Annotated in this window: 22 protein-coding genes; 10 read left to right on the top strand and 12 right to left on the bottom strand. The window is 36.6% G+C overall.

Going from position 1 to position 22,580, the window contains the following annotated elements; translation table 11 throughout:
* Positions 1-153 precede the first annotated feature (153 nt).
* The 3 genes from dnaB to I3217_RS03690 all read left to right on the top strand — a co-directional run bounded on the left by dnaB (position 154) and on the right by I3217_RS03690 (position 3,818).
* Positions 154-1,701 carry a replicative DNA helicase gene (dnaB, locus tag I3217_RS03700; RefSeq protein WP_435048383.1) on the top strand — a complete coding sequence of 516 codons (1,548 nt, stop codon included), beginning with the start codon at positions 154-156 and terminating at the stop codon, positions 1,699-1,701.
* A gap of 215 nt (positions 1,702-1,916) precedes the next feature.
* The gene (locus I3217_RS03695; RefSeq protein ID WP_435048559.1) at positions 1,917-3,101 is read left to right on the top strand and encodes an asparagine synthetase B; all 1,185 of its coding nucleotides are present in this window, start codon (positions 1,917-1,919) and stop codon (positions 3,099-3,101) included.
* 294 nt (positions 3,102-3,395) lie between these two features.
* Positions 3,396-3,818, top strand: coding sequence for a secondary thiamine-phosphate synthase enzyme YjbQ (locus tag I3217_RS03690; protein WP_435048382.1), 423 nt, complete (start codon positions 3,396-3,398; stop codon positions 3,816-3,818).
* A 329-nt stretch (positions 3,819-4,147) separates the two neighbouring features.
* On the opposite strand, the gene lptB is transcribed toward I3217_RS03690, so the two are convergent.
* The 4 genes from lptB to I3217_RS03670 form a co-directional block, all read right to left on the bottom strand.
* Positions 4,148-4,888 (bottom strand): LPS export ABC transporter ATP-binding protein, encoded by a 741-nt coding sequence (lptB, locus tag I3217_RS03685; RefSeq protein ID WP_435048381.1) that lies wholly within the window; start codon positions 4,886-4,888, stop codon positions 4,148-4,150.
* 84 nt (positions 4,889-4,972) lie between these two features.
* Positions 4,973-5,323 carry a carboxymuconolactone decarboxylase family protein gene (locus tag I3217_RS03680; protein WP_435048380.1) on the bottom strand — a complete coding sequence of 117 codons (351 nt, stop codon included), beginning with the start codon at positions 5,321-5,323 and terminating at the stop codon, positions 4,973-4,975.
* Positions 5,316-6,146 (bottom strand): twin-arginine translocase subunit TatC, encoded by an 831-nt coding sequence (gene tatC / locus I3217_RS03675; RefSeq protein WP_435048379.1) that lies wholly within the window; start codon positions 6,144-6,146, stop codon positions 5,316-5,318. The genes I3217_RS03680 and tatC overlap by 8 nt, the downstream gene beginning before the upstream one ends.
* On the bottom strand, positions 6,146-7,066 hold the full coding sequence (locus I3217_RS03670) for a KpsF/GutQ family sugar-phosphate isomerase (RefSeq protein WP_435048558.1): 921 nt from the start codon (positions 7,064-7,066) through the stop codon (positions 6,146-6,148). Before I3217_RS03670 ends, tatC begins: the two co-directional genes overlap by 1 nt.
* Positions 7,067-7,318: 252 nt before the next feature.
* Here I3217_RS03670 and recQ point away from each other — a divergent pair, with 252 nt between their 5' ends.
* Complete coding sequence (gene recQ, locus I3217_RS03665) at positions 7,319-9,520, top strand: DNA helicase RecQ (RefSeq protein ID WP_435048378.1); 2,202 nt, start codon at positions 7,319-7,321, stop codon at positions 9,518-9,520.
* Between the two features lie 82 nt (positions 9,521-9,602).
* On the opposite strand, the gene I3217_RS03660 is transcribed toward recQ, so the two are convergent.
* Positions 9,603-10,790, bottom strand: a complete 1,188-nt coding sequence (locus tag I3217_RS03660; RefSeq protein ID WP_435048377.1) for an acetate/propionate family kinase — start codon at positions 10,788-10,790, stop codon at positions 9,603-9,605.
* A 29-nt stretch (positions 10,791-10,819) separates the two neighbouring features.
* Positions 10,820-12,913 (bottom strand): phosphate acetyltransferase, encoded by a 2,094-nt coding sequence (pta, locus tag I3217_RS03655; RefSeq protein WP_435048376.1) that lies wholly within the window; start codon positions 12,911-12,913, stop codon positions 10,820-10,822.
* A gap of 295 nt (positions 12,914-13,208) precedes the next feature.
* On the opposite strand from pta, the gene I3217_RS03650 reads away from it, so the two are divergent.
* Positions 13,209-14,144: a peptidylprolyl isomerase gene (locus I3217_RS03650; RefSeq protein ID WP_435048375.1), complete on the top strand. Its 936-nt coding sequence runs from the start codon at positions 13,209-13,211 to the stop codon at positions 14,142-14,144.
* 93 nt (positions 14,145-14,237) lie between these two features.
* Here the strand turns inward: I3217_RS03650 and I3217_RS03645 are convergent, their stop codons facing one another.
* Positions 14,238-15,149, bottom strand: a complete 912-nt coding sequence (locus I3217_RS03645; protein WP_435048374.1) for a hypothetical protein — start codon at positions 15,147-15,149, stop codon at positions 14,238-14,240.
* A gap of 162 nt (positions 15,150-15,311) precedes the next feature.
* Positions 15,312-16,259 (bottom strand): LysR substrate-binding domain-containing protein, encoded by a 948-nt coding sequence (locus I3217_RS03640; protein ID WP_435048373.1) that lies wholly within the window; start codon positions 16,257-16,259, stop codon positions 15,312-15,314.
* Between the two features lie 108 nt (positions 16,260-16,367).
* Between I3217_RS03640 and I3217_RS03635 the strand changes: the two genes are divergently transcribed.
* Positions 16,368-16,847: a Dps family protein gene (locus I3217_RS03635; RefSeq protein WP_435048372.1), complete on the top strand. Its 480-nt coding sequence runs from the start codon at positions 16,368-16,370 to the stop codon at positions 16,845-16,847.
* A gap of 100 nt (positions 16,848-16,947) precedes the next feature.
* Here I3217_RS03635 and I3217_RS03630 read toward each other — a convergent pair whose 3' ends face one another.
* Positions 16,948-17,382, bottom strand: a complete 435-nt coding sequence (locus I3217_RS03630; RefSeq protein WP_435048371.1) for a DUF2141 domain-containing protein — start codon at positions 17,380-17,382, stop codon at positions 16,948-16,950.
* Positions 17,383-17,566: 184 nt separating this feature from the next.
* Here I3217_RS03630 and I3217_RS03625 point away from each other — a divergent pair, with 184 nt between their 5' ends.
* The gene (locus I3217_RS03625) at positions 17,567-18,169 is read left to right on the top strand and encodes a trimeric intracellular cation channel family protein (protein WP_435048370.1); all 603 of its coding nucleotides are present in this window, start codon (positions 17,567-17,569) and stop codon (positions 18,167-18,169) included.
* Here I3217_RS03625 and I3217_RS03620 read toward each other — a convergent pair.
* A complete protein-coding gene (locus I3217_RS03620; protein ID WP_435048369.1) occupies positions 18,166-18,882 on the bottom strand; it encodes a peptidylprolyl isomerase in 717 nt (238 codons plus the stop codon). The genes I3217_RS03625 and I3217_RS03620 overlap by 4 nt on opposite strands.
* 2 nt (positions 18,883-18,884) lie before the next feature.
* On the opposite strand from I3217_RS03620, the gene I3217_RS03615 reads away from it, so the two are divergent.
* Both I3217_RS03615 and I3217_RS03610 read left to right on the top strand, forming a co-directional pair.
* Positions 18,885-19,532, top strand: a complete 648-nt coding sequence (locus tag I3217_RS03615; RefSeq protein WP_435048368.1) for an NUDIX hydrolase — start codon at positions 18,885-18,887, stop codon at positions 19,530-19,532.
* A gap of 42 nt (positions 19,533-19,574) precedes the next feature.
* Positions 19,575-20,372 (top strand): lysophospholipid acyltransferase family protein, encoded by a 798-nt coding sequence (locus I3217_RS03610; RefSeq protein WP_435048367.1) that lies wholly within the window; start codon positions 19,575-19,577, stop codon positions 20,370-20,372.
* A gap of 5 nt (positions 20,373-20,377) precedes the next feature.
* Here I3217_RS03610 and I3217_RS03605 read toward each other — a convergent pair whose 3' ends face one another.
* Together I3217_RS03605 and I3217_RS03600 are read right to left on the bottom strand one after the other, a co-directional pair.
* On the bottom strand, positions 20,378-21,022 hold the full coding sequence (locus tag I3217_RS03605) for a hypothetical protein (protein ID WP_435048366.1): 645 nt from the start codon (positions 21,020-21,022) through the stop codon (positions 20,378-20,380).
* A 4-nt stretch (positions 21,023-21,026) separates the two neighbouring features.
* Positions 21,027-21,521, bottom strand: coding sequence for an RNA polymerase sigma factor (locus I3217_RS03600; protein WP_435048365.1), 495 nt, complete (start codon positions 21,519-21,521; stop codon positions 21,027-21,029).
* Positions 21,522-22,279: 758 nt separating this feature from the next.
* Here I3217_RS03600 and I3217_RS03595 point away from each other — a divergent pair.
* A complete protein-coding gene (locus I3217_RS03595; protein WP_435048364.1) occupies positions 22,280-22,555 on the top strand; it encodes a hypothetical protein in 276 nt (91 codons plus the stop codon).
* The last annotated feature ends 25 nt before the right edge of the window (positions 22,556-22,580 follow it).

Genomic DNA, 22,580 nt, shown 5'->3' with positions numbered 1-22,580 from the left:
GCGTTTTGTAAAATCTGAAGGGGTGTCCTTCAGATTTTTTTTTGGTTATTAACAAAAATTGTAAGTTATTAACAGTTAGAATGTTGAAGAAAGGTTAATAGGAACTAATAAAAATCATATAATTATAAAGTCAATTTAGTTACTTTCGCAGTTATGAAACAACCAAATCAGCTACAGGGCTTCAAAGTAGATAAAAGTACTTTAATACACTTAGAACGTGGTAAAATACCGCCTCAGGCACTTGATTTAGAGGAAGTTGTGCTTGGTGCAATGATGATTGATAAGAAGGGAGTCGATGAAGTTATCGATATCCTGAGTGCCGATGCTTTCTATAAAGAAGGGCATAAATTTATTTTTGAGGCGATTTTTCAGCTGTTTGAGAACAGTGAACCTATCGACTTATTAACTGTTTCCAGCCAATTAAAGAAAAGCGGAAAGCTGGAACTGGCAGGTGGCGATTTTTATTTGATTTCTTTGACTCAAAAGGTGTCATCTTCGGCACATATCGAGTTCCATGCCCGTATTATATTACAAAAATTCATTCAACGTAGTTTAATAAAAATTTCAAGTGAAATTATAGAAGAGGCTTACGATGAAACGCAGGATGTTTTTGATTTATTAGATAAAGCTGAATCAAAGTTATACGAGGTTACTCAGGGAAATATTAAGAAGTCGAGTGAAACGGCTCAGGAACTGGTAATTCAGGCGAAGAAGCAGATTGAAGAAATTTCGAAGAAAGAGGGACTTAGTGGTATACCAACCGGTTTCGACAAACTGGATAAATTAACTTCCGGGTGGCAACCTTCCGATTTAATTATCGTTGCGGCACGTCCGGGTATGGGTAAAACAGCCTTAACGCTGTCCATGGCACGAAATATTGCTGTAGATCAGAATATTCCGGTGGCCTTTTTCTCTCTGGAGATGGCTTCGGTACAGTTAATTACGCGTTTAATCTCGTCTGAAACGGGATTGTCTTCAGAAAAATTAAGAACGGGTAAATTGGAAAAGCACGAGTGGGAGCAGTTGAATGTGAAGGTGAAAGACCTTGAAAAAGCACCACTTTTTATTGATGATACACCCTCACTTTCCATATTCGATTTACGGGCGAAAGCCAGACGTCTGGCCTCGCAGCACGGTATAAAACTGATTATGATTGACTACCTGCAGTTAATGACAGGTGGACCGAGTCATGGTGGTAACCGTGAACAGGAAATCTCGATGATTTCGCGTAACCTTAAAGCCCTGGCAAAAGAATTGATGGTGCCGGTAATTGCCCTGTCACAGCTATCGCGTGCGGTTGAAACCCGTGGAGGAAGTAAGCGTCCTTTACTGTCTGACCTTCGTGAATCTGGTGCGATTGAGCAGGATGCCGATATTGTATCGTTCATCTATCGTCCGGAATATTATAAGATTGAAGAATGGGATGATGATGAACGCTCGCCGACAGAAGGACAGGCCGAATTTATCATTGCGAAACACAGGAATGGTGGATTGGAAAATATCCGTCTGAAATTCTTAGGACACTTAGGTAAATTCGATAATCTGGACGAATTCGATTCGCCGTTTGAGTTCCACAGTAAGATGAATGCCAATCAGACTGAAGAATCACCGTTTAGTTCCGGTGCCGGACATTTTCCATCACCAACAGATGCCTTTGGCAGTGCCATGAATGATGACGATGATAACGATGTACCATTTTAATATATAACATTAGTGTAGTTCTTAAATGCCCGGAATTTAAATATAAAGTTTCGGGCATTTTTTATGGGGAATATTTAAGGAACCGCTTTATCAGCCATTAAAAAATAAGTATCTTCAACCTTAGATTATTTCGTATGATGTTTAGAAGAATTTTAGTTACTGTCTTTTTTGTATTGTGTTCTTTACAGGCTATGGCGTCTTATATCCTGATTCCTATGGATGCAGACGGTCAGAAAAATCACTTGAAAGCCTATGGTTTAACGTATTGGACCTTATCTAAACAACTTAAAGTAAAGTGGTTGCTAAACTATCGAGGGGGGGCTTTTTTATTGCCGGACACCCCTGAAATTCAGAAGGAATGTCAGATTCGCGGTGTATCGTTTGAGATCTTGTCTAATGCCAAAACCGAAAGCATTTTAAAAGAGATTGAAAGTCCGAGTCAGAACATGGAAGCCGTTGTGTTGGAGAAGGCTCCAAAAATTGCCGTGTATACCCCTAAAGGAAAGTTACCCTGGGACGATGCTGTAACCATGGTGCTAACCTATGCCGAAATTCCTTACGATACGGTTTACGATGAAGAAGTGCTAAATGATAATTTGTTGCTTTACGATTGGTTGCATTTGCATCATGAAGATTTTACAGGGCAGTTTGGAAAATTTTATAACAGCTTCCGTATGGCGGCCTGGTATATTGAAGATAAGAAAGAGGCCGAAGCTCTGGCGGCAAAGCTGGGCTATGCAAAAGTGTCGGAAGAAAAGCTGGCAGTCGCTTTAAAAATCAGGGACTATGTAATAGGAGGAGGTTTTATGTTTGCCATGTGCAGTGCCACGGATTCGTTTGATATTGCACTGGCTGCTGAAGGTGTCGATATTTGTGAACCGATGTTCGATGGGGATGCCAGTACGCCAAATTATCAAAGTCTGATAGATTATACTAAAACTTTTGCTTTTACCAACTTTACTTTGGAACGCAGTCCGAAAATCTATGAATTCTCATCTATAGATATGACGCCCAAACGCCGTATTTTTATGGAGGCGGATTATTTTTCCTTAATGGATTTTTCTGCCAAATGGGATCCGGTGCCAACTATGTTATGTCAGAATCATACCGCTTTAATCAAAGGCTTTATGGGGCAAACCACGGCGTTTACCAGAGACGAAATTAAATCGAATGTTCTGGTAATGGGGGAAAATAAAAGCAATGGTGAGGCTAAATACATTCACGGTATTAAAGGGAAAGGTTTTTTTACTTTTTACGGGGGCCACGATCCGGAAGATTATACCCATAAAGTGGGCGATCCTAAAACCGAACTGGAACTACACCCTACTTCTCCGGGTTATCGCCTAATTTTAAATAATGTATTATTTCCGGCGGCTAAAAAGAAGAAACAGAAAACGTGATGGTTAGTTGTAAGTCTGTAGTTCGTAGTCTTTAGTCGATAGACGTGAAGCGTGAAGTGTGAATAATCTTGAGTCGTTAGTCATTAGTGGTTAGCGAGGAATAGTGTAGTGGCATAGTCGAGTAATAGTTGAGTATTTAGTATAGTGTATTGCGTAATGGATTGATTTAACAACCAGCAACCAGCAACCAGCAACCAGCAACCAGCAACCAGCAACCAACAACCAACAACCAACAACTAAAATGTTCCTTCCAAAAACCTTAATTTAGCCATTAGAATATCAGGAAAATCAATTATGACCTTTTACCAAAAAGAAATTACCTTAAAACCTTATAAACGCGGATTTCATATTATTACAGATACCATTGTTTATGAATTTCCGGAATTGAAAACCATTAAAACGGGGATGTTGCAGGTGTTTATTAAACATACCTCCGCCAGTTTAACTATAAATGAAAATGCAGATCCTTCTGTGCGTGTCGATTTTGAAAGTCATATCAATGTCATGGTTCCCGAAAATCAGCCGTATTATATCCATACCTATGAAGGGGCTGATGATATGCCGGCACATATTAAAGCGTCTTTAATGGGACCTTCGGTACAAATCCCGATTACCAATGGGCGACTTAATTTAGGTACCTGGCAAGGAATTTACCTGTGTGAACACCGTGATTATGGCGGCTCCAGACGTTTGGTGCTTACAGGGTTTGGGAGTTAGTTTTTCTAGTTGTTAGTCGGTAGTCTCTAGTCTTTAGTTTTTTGGTCGTTAGATGTGAGGCATGAAACGTGAAGCGTCAAGCGTGAAACGAGGAATAATGTAATCGTATAGTTGTGTAATGGTTAAATGAATGCTAAAAGTCTACGTTTAACAATTCACGCTTAACGATTCACGAAAATACAATTATTTTATTATATAAAATCAGAGTTGAATTTTATGTCTCAATACTAAAATCTTAAGCACTGAAGTTAAAGCTTTGTTATTTGGAAAATGAGATTTTAATATTGAAATTTGACTACCGACTACCGACTACCGACTACCGACTAAATCTAAAAATCCAGTTTCTTTTTACGCAGTTCGAAGTTTTGTCCTAAGTAGACTTTTCTAACCATTTCGTCACTGGCAAGGGCTTCAGGTTCTCCTGCTTTAAGAATACTTCCTTCAAACATTAAGTAGGTACGATCTGTAATGGCCAGAGTTTCCTGTACGTTGTGGTCGGTGATTAAAATACCGATATTCTTTTTAGTCAGCTGCGCTACAATACGCTGAATGTCTTCTACTGCCACCGGGTCTACACCGGCAAAGGGTTCGTCCAGTAGAATAAAACTAGGGTCGGTTGCCAGAGCGCGGGCAATTTCGGTACGACGGCGTTCACCACCTGATAACAGGTCGCCACGGTTTTTACGAATATGGCCTAAACTGAATTCTTCAATTAAAGACTCCATTTTCATGTGTTGTTCCTTCTTACTCATTTTGGTAAGCTGTAACACGCTTAAAATATTGTCTTCAATGCTTAATTTTCTAAACACCGATGCTTCCTGAGCCAGATAGCCAATACCATTCTGAGCGCGCTTATACATTGGGAATTTGGTGATTTCAGTACTGTCTAAATGTATGGTTCCGCCATTAGGCTTTACCAGTCCAACTATCATATAAAAGGAGGTGGTTTTTCCAGCACCATTTGGCCCTAAAAGTCCTACTATTTCACCCTGATTCACTTCCAGAGAAACATCTTTTACTACTTTACGTCCGTTGTAGGACTTCATTAAATGTTCTGCTTTTAACTTCACCTTTTATAGCTGTTAATTGAATTTATAATTGCTCCGCTAAAGTACTAAAAATAGTCTTGCTTTTTCTGTTTAAACATGGTATGATTAATTGTCCTGAGCTTCTAAAGCATCCCAGAATTCGTAAGCACGACGTAAATGCGGAATAACGATAGTACCGCCTACAAGAGTTGCAATGCTTAAAGCTTCCACCACTTCGGCCCGGTTTAAACCTGCTTTGTAAGCCGTTTCCAGATGGTATTTAATACAGTCGTCACATCGCAGTACAGCAGAAGCTACAAGCCCCAGTAACTCCTTGGTTTTTACATCGAGTGCACCGGCCTGATACGCATTGGTATCCAGATTAAAAATACGTTTAATTACTTTATTGTCATCACCAAGGATGCGCTCATTCATTTTTTCGCGATACGCGTTAAATTCGTTTACTAAATCAGACATTTTTTAAGGCTTTAGAGTTTTGACGTTTGGTAACGAAGCGGGCAATAAAAATACTTACTTCGTATAAAATTAATACCGGAATGGCAACAATAACCTGACTGGCAATATCCGGAGGTGTAATAATCGCTGAGACCACAAGAACGATGATAAGCGCAAATTTTCTGTATTTACGAAGAAATTCCGGTGTTATAACACCTACTTTAGCTAAAAAGTAGATGATTATTGGTAATTCGAAAATAAGACCGCAGGCAAGAACCGATGAGCGAATCAAACTGATATAACTGCTTAAGTCGAAATCGTTATGCACCTTGTCGCTGACCTGATACGTTCCAAGGAAGTTGATGGACAACGGACAGATAACATAATACCCGAATAATACACCTAGGAAAAACAAAATAGAGGAAATAATAATGAATCCTCTGGAGTGTTTGCGTTCGTTAGGGTGTAAGCCTGGACTTATAAACTTCCATAATTCGTATAACACATATGGAAAGGCGATAATAAAACCGGCTGTTATGGCAGTCCACATATGTGCCGAAAACTGACCGGCCATGGTTCTACTCTGAATTTCGAATGCCGCTTCGTTAAAACAAAAGCTATCGTCAAGGCCGAGTGACTGTGAAATGGAGCATAAAATGTCGTACGTAAAAAAAGTAGGTTTTGTAGGTCCAAATATTAAGGTGTCGAAAATAAAACCTTTAGCAATAAAAGCTGCTATGGCAGCAATAAATACAGCAATTACCGCACGAATAAGATGCCATCTTAACTCTTCGAGATGATCTAAAAACGACATCTCGTTTACATTCTTTTTTGTTTTAGCCATTATATAATGCCTTCTTTTATTAGATCGTGAATATGAACCACACCCACGTAGTTATTAGTCGTGTTGCTTACAAGAAGCTGCGAAATGTCGTGGGCTTCCATAAGTTCCAGAGCATCGACAGCCATAGCGTCTTCGTTTATGGTTTTTGGGTTAGCCCCCATAATATCTCTGGCACTTAGGGCCATAAAATTTTCGGTTTTGGTAAGCATACGCCTTAAATCTCCATCGGTAATAATTCCAACAATTTTATGATCTTCAATCACAGCTGTTACCCCCAGCATGTTTTTGGAAATTTCCATAATTACATCTTTAATATGAGTGTCAGGAGCTACGGCAGGTTTATGGTTGACAGACGAAATATCGGAAACTCTAAGATATAGTTTTTTACCTAAGGCGCCTCCCGGATGATACTTTGCAAAATCACGACTTGAAAAACCGCGTTGTTCCAGTAAACATACCGCTAAAGCATCTCCCATAACCAATTGAGCAGTTGTACTTGTGGTAGGTGCCAGGTTATTCGGGCAGGCTTCTTTTTCCACGTAGGTGTTTAAAACAAAATCGGCTTGCTGCCCTAAAAAAGATTCTGCATTTCCCGTTAAAGCAATAAGCGGATTTTTAGCACTTTTAATTAAAGGAATAAGGACTTTAATTTCGGGAGTATTTCCACTTTTGGAAATACAAATTACAACATCGTCCTCAAGAATAAGACCTAAATCGCCATGAATGGCATCGGCAGCATGCATAAAGACTGAGGGTGTTCCGGTAGAATTTAAAGTCGCCACGATTTTATTAGCAATAATGGCACTTTTGCCTATTCCGGTAATAATAACACGCCCCTTGGAATTATAAATTAATTCAACAACATTGACAAAGTCGTCATTTATAAAAGATTTTAAGTTTAAAATGGCCTGGCCTTCCATCTCAATAGCTTGAGTAGCAGTGCTTATGATGGCATGATTCTTGCTCAAAATTTAATGTTTTTTTGGGTTGATGCTTTTAAAGATTTTACTATCTTTAATCTAATACGAATGCTTAAATTTGTAATTCGTTTAGAATTGGCTACAAAACTAACGAAAAAATTTATGAGGGTTCTCTAAATACACTAGGAATTAACTAATAGCTCATGTAAATTTTGGTGTATGAATATGTGTAATTTAAAATAAAAACAATTCATGTCTAAAGTTGAAATAGACTTGCATTCGGCACTTAAAAAACATTTTGGTTTTAATGCCTTTAAAGGCTTGCAGGAAAATGTTATAGAAAGTATCCTTTCAGGAAAAAATACTTTCGTTATTATGCCGACTGGAGGAGGGAAGTCTTTATGCTACCAGCTTCCGGCGTTAATGCAAGACGGAACAGCGATTATTGTATCCCCATTAATCGCGCTAATGAAAAATCAGGTCGATGCCATTAGAGGGATCTCCAACGAAGAGGGTATTGCCCATGTATTAAATTCCTCTTTAAATAAAACTGAAATAAAACGCGTTAAAAAAGATATTACCGATGGTGTAACCAAGCTGTTATATGTGGCTCCGGAATCGTTAACCAAAGACGAAAATGTGGAGTTTTTAAGATCGGTAAAAATTTCTTTTATGGCGGTAGATGAAGCCCATTGTATTAGTGAGTGGGGACATGATTTCAGACCGGAATACAGAAATTTAAGACAAATTATAAAACGTATAGGCGACGATATTCCCATTATCGGGTTAACGGCTACAGCCACGCCTAAAGTGCAGGAAGATATATTAAAGAATCTGGGGATTAGCGATGCCGTTACATTTAAGGCGTCGTTTAATCGACCTAATTTATACTACGAAGTACGCCCGAAAACCAAGCAGGTGGATAGTGATATTATCCGCTTTATTAAGCAAAACGAAGGGAAGTCCGGAATTATTTACTGTTTAAGCCGTAAGCGAGTAGAGGAACTCGCGCAGGTGCTTCAGGTAAATGGTATTAAGGCGATACCTTATCATGCCGGTTTAGATGCTAAAACCAGAGTGAAACATCAGGACATGTTTTTAATGGAAGATGTGGATGTGGTTGTGGCGACTATAGCCTTTGGTATGGGGATTGATAAACCCGATGTGCGTTTTGTTATTCATCATGATATACCAAAAAGTATAGAAAGTTATTATCAGGAAACTGGTCGTGCAGGACGTGATGGAGGCGAAGGACACTGTTTAGCGTATTATGCTTATAAGGACATTGAAAAGTTAGAAAAATTCATGTCTGGAAAACCGGTTGCTGAACAGGAAATAGGGCATGCTTTATTACAGGAAGTTGTGGCTTTTGCCGAAACATCTATTTCCAGACGTAAATTCATATTACATTACTTTGGTGAAGAATTTGATAATGAAACCGGAGAAGGGGGAGATATGGATGATAATGTGCGTCACCCTAAAAAGCAGCACGAAGCCAAAGATGATGTGGTGATGTTACTACAAACCATAAAAAACACCAAAGAAAAATATAAGTCGAAAGATTTAGTGAATGTATTAATAGGTAAAGCCAATGCATTAATTAAATCGCATAAAACCGATGAGCAGCCGTTTTTTGGTCAGGGTAAAGGTCAGAGCGATAAATACTGGATGGCTTTAGTGCGTCAGGTATTGGTGGCAGGTTTTCTTAAAAAAGATATTGAAACCTACGGCGTATTAAAATTAAACGAGAACGGAAAAAAATATTTAAAAGCTCCGGAATCGTTTATGATGACAGAAGATCATGAATTTAGTGAATACGAAGATGACAATGTAATTACCATGTCTAAGGGTGGTGGCGCAAGTGCCGATACGGTATTAATGAACCTGCTTAAAGACCTTAGGAAAAAGAATGCAAAGAAACTTGGGGTTCCGCCATTTGTGATATTTCAGGATCCCTCTTTGGAAGACATGGCCTTAAAGTATCCCATAAGTGTAGAGGAATTATCTAATGTGCACGGTGTAGGTGAAGGTAAGGCTAAAAAATACGGTAAAGATTTTGTGGCGCTTATTGCGAAATATGTAGAGGATAATGATATAATAAGACCTGATGATATGGTAGTGAAGACTACCGGATCTAATTCGGCGTTAAAACTGTATATAATTCAGAGTATCGACCGGAAGTTACCGTTAGACGATATTGCCGCAGCTAAAGGTATGGAGATGGCTGATTTTATTAAGGAAATGGAAGCTATTGTGTATTCAGGAACCAAATTAAATATAGATTACTGGATTCACGATATACTGGATGAAGATCAGCAAGAAGAAATTCACGATTACTTTATGGAGTCGGAATCGGATAAAATTGATCTGGCTATAGAAGAGTTTGACGGTGATTATGACGATGAAGAGTTACGTTTATATCGCATAAAATTCATTAGTGAAGTGGCCAATTAAAACCTGATAGGTTTTTAGACTGGATATAAAAAAACGCACGATATTACATCGTGCGTTTTTTGTTTGTTAATTATGTATACTCTTAATTTTGGGCTAAATCAAAACACTGTTTTGCAATTTCCAGTTCTTCGTTGGTTGGAATGACTAAAATTTTAGTTTTAGCTTCCGGCTTGTTTATTGTTCTGATTTCTGAGCTTCTTACCGCATTCACTTCTTCATCCAATTCAATTCCGAAGCAATCCATGTCTTTACACACCAATTGTCTAATAGTAGAACTGTTTTCTCCGATACCTGCAGTAAATACTATAGCATCAACACCATTTAAGGCAGCGATATAACTACCAATGTATTTTTTAATACGGTAGGCATTCATCTCAAGAGCCAGGATACATTCTTTATTACCTGCTTCAGCTTTGGCTTCTATATCGCGCAAATCGCTGTGTCCGGTAAGACCTAACATACCACTTTTTTTCTGCAATACGTTGTTTACTTCTTCAAGGGTATATCCTAGGTTATCTACCATATGGAAAATTAAACTGTGGTCAATATCACCACTTCGGGTACCCATAATAAGGCCATTCATTGGTCCGAAACCTAAGGAGTGGTCTATACTTTTTCCGTTGTGAACAGCAGTCATACTACAGCCATTGCCAAGGTGAATGTTAATAATTTTAGAGGTTTCCAATCCTAAATATTCAATGGCTTTTTCAGAAACGTATTTGTGACTGGTACCATGGAATCCATACAAACGAATTTTGTGCTCGTTTAACAGTAAGTTAGGAATGGCATATTTATACGCTTTTTCCGGAATACTCTGGTGAAAAGCGGTATCGAAAACTGCGACCTGAGTCGCTTTTGGAAACATTTTTTCGGCTACAACGATACCTTCATAATTAGAAGGGTTGTGTAACGGTGCTAAGGAGAATAAACTTTTAATTTTATCTTTCACCTTATCGTCTATAACTGTCGTGTCACTGAAGGTACTTCCACCATGTACAACGCGATGACCGATAACTGATATTTCATCGGTAGACTTAATAACTCCTAATTTACCGTCCAGTAATAAATCTACTATTTTTTCTAAACCAGCGGTGTGGTTTTGAATTTCGGTTAAGGAGTCAATTTTATTATCGTTTGTTTTATAGTGTAATTCGGCGTTGTATAATCCTATTTTTTCGGCTAAACCCGAAGCGATTACAGTCTCGGAAGGCATATCGATAAGCTGAAATTTTATAGATGAGCTTCCTGAGTTGATAACAAGTATTTTCATGATATTTTTATGTGTTCGTAATGTTTTATTTAGATGCCCTGCGCCTGAATAGCGGTTAATACTACGGTGTTAAATACATCGTCTACGGTACAGCCACGACTTAAATCGTTAACTGGTTTGTTCAGTCCTTGTAACATAGGACCAATAGCCAGGGCACCGGTTTCGCGTTGCACTGCTTTGTAGGTGTTGTTACCCGTATTTAAATCCGGGAAAATCAGCACTGTGGCTTTCCCTGCAACTTCAGATCCAGGTAATTTGCTCTGACCTACATTTAGGTCGACAGCAGCATCGTATTGAATAGGACCTTCAATTTTTAGATCCGGACATTTTTGTTTTACAATTTCTGTGGCTTCACGTACTTTGTCCACATCGGCTCCCTGACCAGAAGTTCCAGAGGAGTACGATAACATGGCTACACGAGGTTCTATACCAAAGGCAGCCGCGCTATGCGCCGATGAGATGGCAATTTCTGCCAGTTGTGCTGCATTCGGGTTTGGATTAATGGCACAATCTCCGAATACCGATACACGGTCGTCCAGACACATAAAGAATACCGAGGATACAATAGAGCAACCTGGTTTGGTTTTTATAAACTGAAGTGCTGGTCTTATGGTATGTTGTGTGGTATGGATCGCTCCGGATACCATACCGTCCGCATCATTTTTGTAAATCATCATGGTTCCGAAATACGATACATCATTCATCATGTCTCGGGCCATATCCATATTTACATTTTTGTGTTTACGCAGTTCGTAAAACGTTTCTACATAATCTTCGAATTTTTCGTATTCCGAAGGGAAAATAATCTGGGTTTTGGTGAAATCGATCTGTAAGCCCAGTTCGTTTGCTTTTTCCTTTATAACCTTAGGATCTCCCAATAGAATAATATCTACTAAATCTAATACGGCTAAACGAGCGGCAGCAGTTAAAATTCTAGGATCTGAGGCTTCCGGTAGTACGATGCGTTTTTTTTCTGTTCTCGCTTTCTGAATCAGGTTATACTGAAACATTCTTGGTGTAGTTACTTTATTTTCGAAAGAAGTAAGGCGTTCTACAATGCCTTCTCCCGGAATGTGTTTTTGAAAGGTTTCTATAGAGGTTAAAATTTTATCTTCACTATCGGCATAAATATTAGTTTTTATGTTGCCAATACGGTGGGTGGTATTAAACGTTCCGTCGTTAACCGAAATTAGAGGTACTACAGTTGAAAGTCCGTCTATAAGTTTTAAAATGGTAGGTTCAGGTACCAATCCTCCGGTTAAAATAATCCCGGAAATACTAGGATAGTTACTTGAGATATGAGCTTGAAGCGAGCCTAAGATAATATCGGCACGATCGCCAGGAGTTATTACAACCGAACCTTCCTCAAGGTGCGTAAGGAAATTACGCAGATTCATCGCACCAACAGCAAATTTTCCTGAAAGATTACCGAGATATTCATGGCCGAAAAGCACTTCGCCATTCAGGTTTTCCTTAATCTCCTTCATTGTTGGAGACGCCAGAGATTTTACCATTGGAATAGTAAAGAATTCAACCGATTCCGGTAAGAATTCTGTAATAGTTTCATTTAAAATTGAAATGTTTTCAGACTGAATTTTATTGGCAACAAGCGCGATAACTTCTACATCTTCATTTTTAAAAGTTTTGTAAGCCATTTCCAGACCATTAGAGAATTGCTTTAAACTTTTTCCTTCTCCGGTGCTAATAATTAAAGTCGGTAAGCCTAAGTTTTTAGCGATATTGACGTTCCAGTCGAATTCGAAGGCGCTGCCTTCTCCAGTAAAATCGGAGCCTTCAACCAATACAAAATCGTAAACTTCTTCGAGAGCCTTATACTTTTTAATGATAAGGTCCAGCGATTCTCCTATTTTACCGGCATTGCGGTTTTGAATAATTTCGTCGCGTGTTAAAGCATAGGTTTCACTATAAGGAATATCTAAATTAAAAAAGGAAAGTACACTTTCTATATGGTTGTCGTTTTTACCTGCTTTGTCTAGGTTAATTACAGGTTTAAAATAAGCCACTTTAGCAGCCTTACCGAGTATGTTATGCATCAGGCCTAAAGAGAGGATGGATTTTCCGCTATTAGGCTCTAATGTAGCAATATAAAGTCCTTTGTTCATTACAGTGAATTTTAAAATTCTTATAAATTTAATTATTTTTCAGGGTTTTACAGGAATAGTAACCTATAAAATTTAACATTTTAAATATGATAATTGAATCGACAAAGTTCCGTTATTTCTCACAAATAAGAACTGACAAAAGTCATTTCTCAAGGCTTTAAAATGGAATTACAAAGGAAAACGTTTGAAATCATACCTTTGTAAACTTCACTTTTTATTAACTTAACTATAAGTTGGAGGCGTTTTAATTAGCCAATCATTTTCGTATCTTTGCGCCTCATAAAAAACGAAACTCATGCAAGACGGTTTATACGCAAAATTTAATACTACAAAAGGCGACATTTTAGTGGCTTTAGAATTTGAAAAAACACCGGGAACGGTTGGAAATTTTGTTGCTTTAGCAGAAGGAAACTTAGAAAATTCGGCTAAAAAACAAGGAAATCCATATTATGATGGATTGAAATTTCACCGTGTAATCTCAGATTTTATGATTCAGGGTGGGTGTCCATTAGGAACAGGGACAGGAAATCCGGGATACCAATTTGACGATGAATTTCACCCGGAATTAAAACATGACCGTCCGGGAATCTTATCTATGGCCAATGCAGGTCCAGGAACTAACGGAAGTCAGTTTTTTATAACGCATGTAGCGACGCCTTGGTTAGATAATAATCATACTGTATTCGGACATGTTATAGAAGGACAGGATGTTGTAGATGCTATTGCTCAAGGTGATGCTATTGACAGTTTAGAAATTGTAAGAGTAGGTGAGGCTGCAGAAGCTTTTAATGCAATTGAGGCTTTCAGAACTTTCGAAGGATCCCGTGAAAAACGTATTGCAGAAGCTAAAGCTGCTCAGGAAGCCGAATTAGATAAAATTGCAGCAGGATTTAATAAAACTGAAAGCGGATTACGTTATCAGATTTTACAGGCGGCTAAAAGCGGTAAAAAAGCAAGTCAGGGGCAAACTGTTTCTGTGCATTATAAAGGTCAGTTAACAGACGGAACCGTTTTTGATTCGTCTTATAAGCGCAAAGAACCAATTGAATTCCCTATAGGAGTTGGTCAGGTAATTCCGGGATGGGATGAAGGGATCCAGTTACTGGAAATAGGAGACAAGGCTCGTTTGGTTATTCCAAGTACTTTGGGTTATGGTTCTCGTGGTGCTGGAGGTGTAATTCCTCCGGATGCTACTTTAATTTTCGATGTAGAATTAATGGATATTAAATAGTAGATTTCCATAAGGAATACAACAAAAAGGTCACCATTTATGGTGACCTTTTTGTTGTTTAGCATATTTAATACCCTAATTATTTAGTTTTAGTTAATTGGTTACAAGTAATTTTGTTGATTTTTGACCTTCTGCAGATTTCACCGTTGCGAACCAAAGCCCTGGTTTAAACTCGAAAGACATATCTTTAGATGTGGTTAAGGTTTGTATTAGTGCTCCTGTTACAGCATAAATATTTACTTCGGTTTCTGATTTTACATTGGATAAAACAACACGGTTTCCTACAGCTTTTATGTCAGACCCTCCTTGAATAGAGAGATCTTCAAGACCTAATGTGGTATTTAAAGGGTTGCTAATATTGCCTCTGTACACACGGTAGTATCTAATTTTACTGGTGTCGTCGTAAAGCCTATATTCTCCAGCATCGGTCGCCTTAAACTGGAGGTAAAAACCCACTGTTTTATCGTCTTCATTACTTCTAGGGATTCCAAATTCCCAGGATGCCATTACATTTGGTTCATCGGCATTTGCATCTGTTATTTTGTAAGTAGCGTAGTCTGAACCGGAAGTGGAGTTTGAAGATACTATAAATGTAAATACTTCACCGGCTGCCGCTTGGAAAGCCAGATAACGTGTTTTTGAATCGCCTAAACCGTTAGCGTATAAACACCCTTGATAAGTTGGGGCTATAGAGTAAGCAGGTGCTGGCGATAAATTGTCGTCGAAACGGGTTAAATCCGGATTATCTGTCCGAATACGATCGTTTCCTTTTGTAACATAACTAATGGTTTCGTCGATAGTAAAATTGCCAACGGATAAATTTTCTGAAGCAGCAGGTGTGCCTTCAGGATAAAATTTTGTGTTCACAATGTCCACCGTAATTTTGTTGGTATAACCAAGTCTTGAAAGATCATTGGCTCCAAAATCCCAAACATCGGATTGGGCATGAATTGATGCAGAGCATAATAAAATGGGTAACCCCAGTTTAAGTAGTTGTTTTTTCATATGTAAAATGTTTAGTTTGTTAATATCGAATACAAAATTGTAATCGATTACACAAATTTAAACATTTAATTTGTAAATACCATAAAATACAATAGTTAATATTGTGTATTTATGTTTTTTGGTGTTAAAAACATAGGTTTTTCATAAAAATATAAGATTCTTTTAATCTTTTTTAGAAGGTATTGGACTTACTATTTTGACATTCTGAAACGCAATAGCTCCTCTTACGACACCAGAAATGACCTTGTGTAGAGCATCGATTATCTGCATTTTTAATTCACTTTTATGATAAATTAAACTGACTTCTCTGGCCGGACTCGGTGTGTTGAAAAATTTTAAATTAGTTTGCAGTTTGTCGTTAAGGTCTAGTGTATGTAAGTAAGGTAATAGCGTCATACCTAAACCTTCGTTAGATAATTTAATTAAGGTTTCTATACTGCCACTTTCTAATTGAAACGTGTCTTCTTCATGTTTTTTTAACGATTTACAAATATTTAAAATACCGTCTCTAAAACAATGCCCATCTTCAAGTAAAAGCATATCGTCAACATCAAGATCTTCAGCATCTATTTTATCCTGCTTGTGTAATCGATGGTTGTTAGGAATATATCCAACGAAGGGCTCGTAATATAAAGGACGTTCTTTAATGTTGTCAAACTCCAGAGGTGTAGCTGCGATTCCTGCATCTAAATGGCCTTCGTTTAAATTTTTAATAATATCTTCGGTAGTAAGTTCTTCAATTTTAAGTTTAACCTTCGGGTGTTTTTTTATAAAGGTGTTTAAAAACATAGGTAAAAGCGTTGGCATTACTGTAGAAATTATACCTAATTTAAATTCGCCACCTATAAATCCCTTTTGCTGGTCTACAATATCCTGAATTCTATAAGATTCATTAACGATGTTCTTAGCCTGATTTACAATTTTACGACCTACATCGGTAAGTTCAATAGGTTTTTTGCTCCGGTCAAAAATAAGTACGTCCAGTTCATCTTCCAGTTTTTGAATTTGCATACTTAAAGTAGGTTGGGTAACAAAACATTTTTCGGCTGCCTTTGTAAAATTCTGGTTTTCGGCAACAGCAAGAACATAGTATAATTGTGTAATTGTCATAGTATAATTTTAGACTATAAAATTATAAAATCAATCAATAAAACCTATTGTTATAAGAGTTAATTATAGGCTAAATTTGTATAAACTATTAAAAAATAAAATAACATTATGGGAATTAATATATTAGGATTAGACTCCAAAAAGACCAAAGAATTAGCGAAAGATCTGAATAGCTTATTAGCGAATTTTCAAACCTATTATCAGAACCTAAGAGGTATTCACTGGAATATTAAAGGGAAACGCTTTTTTGAACTTCATGTTAAGTTTGAAGAATTATACACAGATGCAAATGTGAAAGTAGATGAGATAGCTGAACGTGTGTTGACTTTAGGTGAAACACCATTGCATACATTCGAAGATTATACTGCTTTAGCAGAAGTGCCAGTTGGAAAGAATATTTCTGATGATGAGAAAGCGGTGCAGCTTATCGTAGATTCTTTGTCAGTTTTACTGAAAATTGAGCGTGAAATTCTAGAGAAATCTGATGACGCCGAAGACGAAGGTACTAACTCTATGATGAGTGATTTTATTACCGAACAGGAGAAAACCATCTGGATGATGAAAGCCTGGTTAGGAGAAAGTGTTTAATTGAAATACTTCGTCTATAACTTTGACTAGTTATTTATTATTATTGCGTAAAAATTAAAGCGATTATTAGAACAGAAGGTTCTGGTAATCGCTTTTTGCTTTAAAATGCTATTTTTAGTACAATATCCTGGTTACTTAATTCGAATGCAGCATTGTTAAATATTGGAGGACCAAAACTCATTTCGTTATTCGACGCTCCATAAGATTCTTTCGGAATTCCACTGGAATCGAAATCCATAGCATTGTTGTCATTAAGGTCGTGTAAAGCAAGTACAGCATAAGTTCCCGGTTTAATATTGTTGAAAGTAACATTTATTTTTCCGTTTACAATGCTGCTTTTTTTGCGTTGTATTCCCGGCCCTTTCATAAATGTGCCCCTGGTATGTAAACTAATTAAAACATGCCCTTCGTTACTTTTAATATTTTCTATGCTAACAGAAATACTATGTGTTTCTTGAGCTGATTGAGCGTTTAGTATTGTACTACTACCTATAAGAAGGATTAGAATTGCGATTTTTGTTAAAAGTGTTTTCATGGTGTTACGTGTTATTGTTTACTTTGCTAAGATCTATGGTTTTATTTGTGAATAAATATTTATTTGTCTCAATTGTAGTATTTAATAGCTGAACTGTAATTCCTGTTATTGAGTAGTCTGAAAAAACAACATGTTTTTCCAATGAAGAAATGTTATCTTAGCAGCCTAAATAAAACCTAACACAATGCTGTATTTTATAGATATTTTTGGTGTTGTAGCTTTTGCAATTTCTGGTGTTTTAGTAGCCCAGAGTAAACGTATGGATCCTTTTGGAATTTTAATAATTGCTTTTGTTACGGCAACAGGTGGTGGTATGTTACGAGATGTTTTAATTGGAGATACACCGGTAATCTGGATGAAAAACCCGGTTTATGTTTATTTAATTTTTGGAGCGACCGTTTTTGGTATACTATTTAGAAGTAAGATTGATTATTTGCGGACTTCGTTGTTTTTGTTTGATACTATTGGTATAGGTCTTTATACTGTGATTGGAGTGGAGAAGGGGTTAACAGCTGGTTTAGCGCCTCCCATTTGTATTTCACTCGGTATTATGTCTGCCTGTTTTGGTGGGGTAATACGAGATATTTTATGTAATGAAATTCCTGTTATTTTTAGCAGAGAGATTTATGCAACAGCTTGTTTTGTTGGGGCTTCCTGTTATTTGATTTTACTAAAACTTCACGTGCCTACTAATATTAATTTCGTAATATCGGTATTGGTAGTTATTATAATTCGTCTGGTTGCAGTGCGGTTTAAAATAGCCTTGCCAAGTGTGTATAAAGATTAATTAATAATTTCAACTTTTTTAATGTAGATATTGCTTAGTGGCCATTCAGCGCGATCGGTTTCTACGTTAGAAATTTTGTCTACAACATCCATGCCTCTGGTTACTTTTCCAAAGATTGTATAGCTTCCATCCAAATGATGGGCGCCTCTTTCGGGTACGACAATAAAAAATTCGTAAGGCGAAGCCAGTTTATGAGGGTTTTCTATTTCGCTGCTTGGCATGGAAACTACACCTCGTTCGTGTTTAAATCCGCGTTTGGCATCTGTAGGGAGTAAATATTCTCCAATGTAATTCCGCTTTTTAGCAATTTCAATATTATCGCTGTTTCCGGCCTGAATAATGAAATCTTTAACCACTCTGTAAAACTGTGTATCATCAAAATAGTGTTGTTTGGTTAAGTAGATAAAGTTTGCCCGATGAAATTTAGTTTCATTAAATAACTGGATTTCTATAATGCCAAAATCTGTAGTTAATCTTACCTTATTTTCTTTATGTTCTTTTTCGTATTGAAGGAAGAATTCCATAGCATTTGCATCTGTTAATTTTGGGAATTCCCGGGTTTCAGCAGGGGTGACTTCAGTTGTGTCTTTTTCTTTTTTTTCCGGTTCTTCTATTGTTACTGGCTTAATTGCTGCATTATTTTTTTTAGAATGCGTATCTTCACAGTTGGAAAAAAGCAAAAGGAATAAAACACTAAAAATTAGAAATCTCATAAATGAATTTTGATGATTTTTTAAAGTTAGGTTCAAAAATAAAAAATATACCGCTTCCAGCCGAAGCTTCTCAACTTAAAATGTCGCCACCATTTCGGAAGGAGTTGCAAGCATTACATCAGGCTAAGATGGAATTCGCAAGACAGGCAGGTGTAATGGCTTTGTTTTATCCAGATTTAAGTGGCCAGACACATTTGGTTTTAATTTTAAGAAAAACCTATAAAGGCGTGCATTCGGCACAGATTGGTTTTCCGGGAGGAAAACTGGAACCAGACGATGATTCTCTGCAAGCGGCTGCTGTAAGAGAAACTAACGAAGAAGTTGGTGTACCGGAACATATAATTCAGGTGTGGCGAGAATTAACACAGGTATATATTCCGCCAAGTAACTTTTTTGTAACACCATTTTTAGGCATAGTTAATGAAACGCCCCGTTTGAGCAAGCAGGATGAAGAAGTTGAAGCTATTATAGAAGTTCCGTTTTCAGAATTTATTAACGAAAGAAACGTAGTGAGTAAGGTGGTAACTACTTCGTATTCAGTTAAAACTGAGGTTCCTGCCTTTAGTTTACAAGGACATGTGGTTTGGGGAGCTACAGCTATGATGCTAAGTGAGGTAAAAGACCTTTTAAAAGCGGCGAGTTATCCTTGAGTTTTCCTACATTTGTACCCGTTAAAAAAATAATACAAAATCATGGGATTGTTTAAGCGAAATCCTTTCGGACATATTCTGTTTTTAAAAAAATGGCTCATTAGAATTCTTGGCGTGTTCTCACACCGTCGTTTCAGAGGTTTTAATGAATTGCAGATTGAAGGTTCTGAAATTATAAAAGATCTTCCGGATAGCAATGTTTTATTCATTTCTAATCACCAAACATATTTTGCAGATGTTGTAGCAATGTTTCATGTGTTTAACGCGAGTTTAAGTGGAAGACAGGATTCTATCAAGAACGTGGGGTATATCTGGAATCCGAAACTTAATATGTATTATGTTGCCGCTAAAGAAACTATGAAAGCAGGTTTGTTACCGAAGCTTTTTGCTTATGCAGGTTCTATTAGTATAGAACGTACTTGGCGATCTGAGGGAAAGGATGTTAACAGGCAGGTTAAAATGAGTGATATTTCCAGTATAGCCAGAGCTTTAGACGATGGTTGGGTGATTACTTTTCCACAAGGAACTACAACGCCTTTTAAGCCCATTAGAAAGGGAACGGCGCATATTATAAAACGCTATAAACCTATAGTTGTTCCGGTTGTAATTGATGGATTCAGACGTTCTTTTGATAAAAAAGGCTTGCGTATAAAAAAGAAAAATATACTGCAGAGCATGGAGATTAAGGCGCCCTTAGATATTGATTACGAGAATGAATCTATTGCCGATATCGTAGAGAAAATAGAATACGCCATAGAACAACACCCTTCATTTTTAAAAGTGTTAACTAAGCAGCAAATTCAGGAAATGGAAGAGCTGAATAAGCAGCGGGAGTTTTAGTGTTGCTATAATTCCATGCGTTTAAGTTCTTTGTAATTTCTGTCCAGTTTCTTAATTAGTAGACCATAAATAAGCCAGTAGAACCCTAGTAAAAGACCAATTACTATGGCTAATCCCAGTCCTGTAATTAAAATAACCTTAGCGTATAATAAAAGTGCATTTCCATTGGCTGCGGCATGATCTACTTTAGCAATTAACGCTTTATCCTGCTGGAATTCTATAAATAACAGTGAAACTGTTGAAAGCGCCAGGAAAATCAGGTTAAAGGCAACATAGTGTTTTACGGTTTGTCTGGTCCTAAGAATGTTTTCCATTAGCCTTTTAGCGTTATCTGTAACCGAAATCGTTTTGTAGTTTTTGTAAAAACGGTAAAAGAAATAAAACAGAACAATATAGCCTATTACAGACAATCCTATAAGAAGGTATTTAGCGTCTGTGGTTTTAAACTGGTCAAAAGCATCGTAGTCTTTGAAGCTAAACGAAATTAAAGTCCAGAACAGGAATTCCAGAATACTGATAATAAAAATCCACTTTACGATAGAAGATGACTTTTTTAAGAGCATCTTGTAAATATCGTTATAGGAAAGCTTTGGAAAATCGTTGTTTCCCTGCTTTTTCCAGTCTTTTTTTAATAATTCTAACTCATCCATAAGTTTACGGATTTAAAATAGTTTTAAGCTTGGTTTTAACGCGATTCATTTTCACCCGTGCATTAACTTCGCTAATCCCTAAAGTTTCACTTATTTCTTTATAGTTTTTGTCTTCCAGATACAAAAAAACCAATGCTTTTTCTATATCGTTTAATTGGTGAACAGCCCGATATAATAGTTTTAATTGTTCTTCCTCCGTACTATCATAATCTACAGCTTTAATTTTAAATTGAACCGAATCATAATCCTGAGTTTGAATACTGCGCTTTGATTTTCTGTACAAGGTAATTGCAGTATTTAATCCAACACGATACATCCAGGTACTGAATTTGGAATCACCTCGAAACTTTGGATAGGCTTTCCAGAGTTGAATGGTGATTTCCTGAAAGAGGTCGTTATGTGCATCGTAATTATTGGTGTATAACCTGCAAACTTTATGCACCATATTCTGATGTTCTTCCAGCAGCTGAATGAAATTATGTTCTAGTTCTTTATTCAAATTAAATGGTTAGATATTTCATTAGTAGACGTAAAGTTAATATTGTTACAATTCTAACAAAACAGATTGGCATATGAGAAGCTTAAAAAAACTGTGTTACTAAGATAATTGTCAAAACCCATAGGATTTAAATGGTTTCTGTTTTATTTTTTAATGTTATAATTTATCTTGAATTATCGATTTAAATAATTGATTTAAATATGTTGAAAATTAATTATTTATATTTTTAGTATAAATAAAATTTATTGTGGTGTTTTTTGATGTTTTAAGCGTGTTAAGTTGGACAAAACACTTTAAATTATCAGAAGGTTAAAATAGTAAAATAGGTGGTGTTATTTAAAATTCTTATCGAATAATTTGTGCTGCTTCGAGGTGAATACAGTAAGAAATAAATGTGTGAAATTGGATTATGCAGGTGCTTTGTGTTTATATATTTTACAATCTGATAATTCAAATAATGGAAATAAAAGTGTTCTAAAATTGCCGGGATTAAGAGAAAAAATACAAAACATATATTAAGAATTGTAAAGTGATTTTGAGTTTGAATTTCAATAGTAAACGAAATTTAAAATCTCTTTATTTTGCATATATAATTAGCTGTTTGTATTTATCAATTTCAGTTTAAAATGAAAAATGAGTTGGAGAATTTGATTGTTACATTACAATTCAGGCTTTAATTTTTACAGTTCAGTAGTATAATATTTCTTAAGAATGGGGTACAAAGGATATTTGTAGCATAATAATTAATCAATACTATTATGAAACATTTAATCGAATTAGGAATGTTGGTTGCGCATCTTGTTTTAAACGCCCAAACCGAGCGCAATACCAAACCAGAACATCAGGATGTTTTTATAGACTGTACAACTTCAGCCTGTCATTTAGATACGCAATCTTTGAAAGTGCCAGAAGTCTTTGAAACAATCGTCTTTATAGAGGATAATTTTAATTATGTAAGTCATCAGACGTTTTTTATATCAATCGAAAATAATGTGTGTTTAAGATTGAATCGAAAACAAACCATTCAGTTCTAAGAGAAGGAATGCAGTAGATCTTTTA

The sequence above is a fragment of the Formosa sp. S-31 genome (genome assembly GCF_051172795.1).
In the GTDB taxonomy this organism is placed as follows: Bacteria; Bacteroidota; Bacteroidia; order Flavobacteriales; family Flavobacteriaceae; genus Formosa.
Note: the sequence above shows the minus strand (reverse complement) of the source record. Positions and strands in the feature narration are given on the sequence as shown.

What these genes read in the sequence shown, in the direction of transcription:
- dnaB (WP_435048383.1), top strand. Translation starts at nt 154, where the DNA reads ATGAAACAACCAAATCAGCTACAGGGCTTCAAAGTAGATAAAAGTACT.
- I3217_RS03695 (WP_435048559.1), top strand. Translation starts at nt 1,917, where the DNA reads ATGGATGCAGACGGTCAGAAAAATCACTTGAAAGCCTATGGTTTAACG.
- I3217_RS03690 (WP_435048382.1), top strand. Translation starts at nt 3,396, where the DNA reads ATGACCTTTTACCAAAAAGAAATTACCTTAAAACCTTATAAACGCGGA.
- I3217_RS03680 (WP_435048380.1), bottom strand. Translation starts at nt 5,323, where the DNA reads ATGTCTGATTTAGTAAACGAATTTAACGCGTATCGCGAAAAAATGAAT.
- tatC (WP_435048379.1), bottom strand. Translation starts at nt 6,146, where the DNA reads ATGGCTAAAACAAAAAAGAATGTAAACGAGATGTCGTTTTTAGATCAT.
- I3217_RS03670 (WP_435048558.1), bottom strand. Translation starts at nt 7,066, where the DNA reads ATGGAAGGCCAGGCCATTTTAAACTTAAAATCTTTTATAAATGACGAC.
- recQ (WP_435048378.1), top strand. Translation starts at nt 7,319, where the DNA reads ATGTCTAAAGTTGAAATAGACTTGCATTCGGCACTTAAAAAACATTTT.
- I3217_RS03660 (WP_435048377.1), bottom strand. Translation starts at nt 10,790, where the DNA reads ATGAAAATACTTGTTATCAACTCAGGAAGCTCATCTATAAAATTTCAG.
- pta (WP_435048376.1), bottom strand. Translation starts at nt 12,913, where the DNA reads ATGAACAAAGGACTTTATATTGCTACATTAGAGCCTAATAGCGGAAAA.
- I3217_RS03650 (WP_435048375.1), top strand. Translation starts at nt 13,209, where the DNA reads ATGCAAGACGGTTTATACGCAAAATTTAATACTACAAAAGGCGACATT.
- I3217_RS03645 (WP_435048374.1), bottom strand. Translation starts at nt 15,149, where the DNA reads ATGAAAAAACAACTACTTAAACTGGGGTTACCCATTTTATTATGCTCT.
- I3217_RS03640 (WP_435048373.1), bottom strand. Translation starts at nt 16,259, where the DNA reads ATGACAATTACACAATTATACTATGTTCTTGCTGTTGCCGAAAACCAG.
- I3217_RS03635 (WP_435048372.1), top strand. Translation starts at nt 16,368, where the DNA reads ATGGGAATTAATATATTAGGATTAGACTCCAAAAAGACCAAAGAATTA.
- I3217_RS03630 (WP_435048371.1), bottom strand. Translation starts at nt 17,382, where the DNA reads ATGAAAACACTTTTAACAAAAATCGCAATTCTAATCCTTCTTATAGGT.
- I3217_RS03625 (WP_435048370.1), top strand. Translation starts at nt 17,567, where the DNA reads ATGCTGTATTTTATAGATATTTTTGGTGTTGTAGCTTTTGCAATTTCT.
- I3217_RS03620 (WP_435048369.1), bottom strand. Translation starts at nt 18,882, where the DNA reads ATGAGATTTCTAATTTTTAGTGTTTTATTCCTTTTGCTTTTTTCCAAC.
- I3217_RS03615 (WP_435048368.1), top strand. Translation starts at nt 18,885, where the DNA reads ATGAATTTTGATGATTTTTTAAAGTTAGGTTCAAAAATAAAAAATATA.
- I3217_RS03610 (WP_435048367.1), top strand. Translation starts at nt 19,575, where the DNA reads ATGGGATTGTTTAAGCGAAATCCTTTCGGACATATTCTGTTTTTAAAA.
- I3217_RS03605 (WP_435048366.1), bottom strand. Translation starts at nt 21,022, where the DNA reads ATGGATGAGTTAGAATTATTAAAAAAAGACTGGAAAAAGCAGGGAAAC.
- I3217_RS03595 (WP_435048364.1), top strand. Translation starts at nt 22,280, where the DNA reads ATGAAACATTTAATCGAATTAGGAATGTTGGTTGCGCATCTTGTTTTA.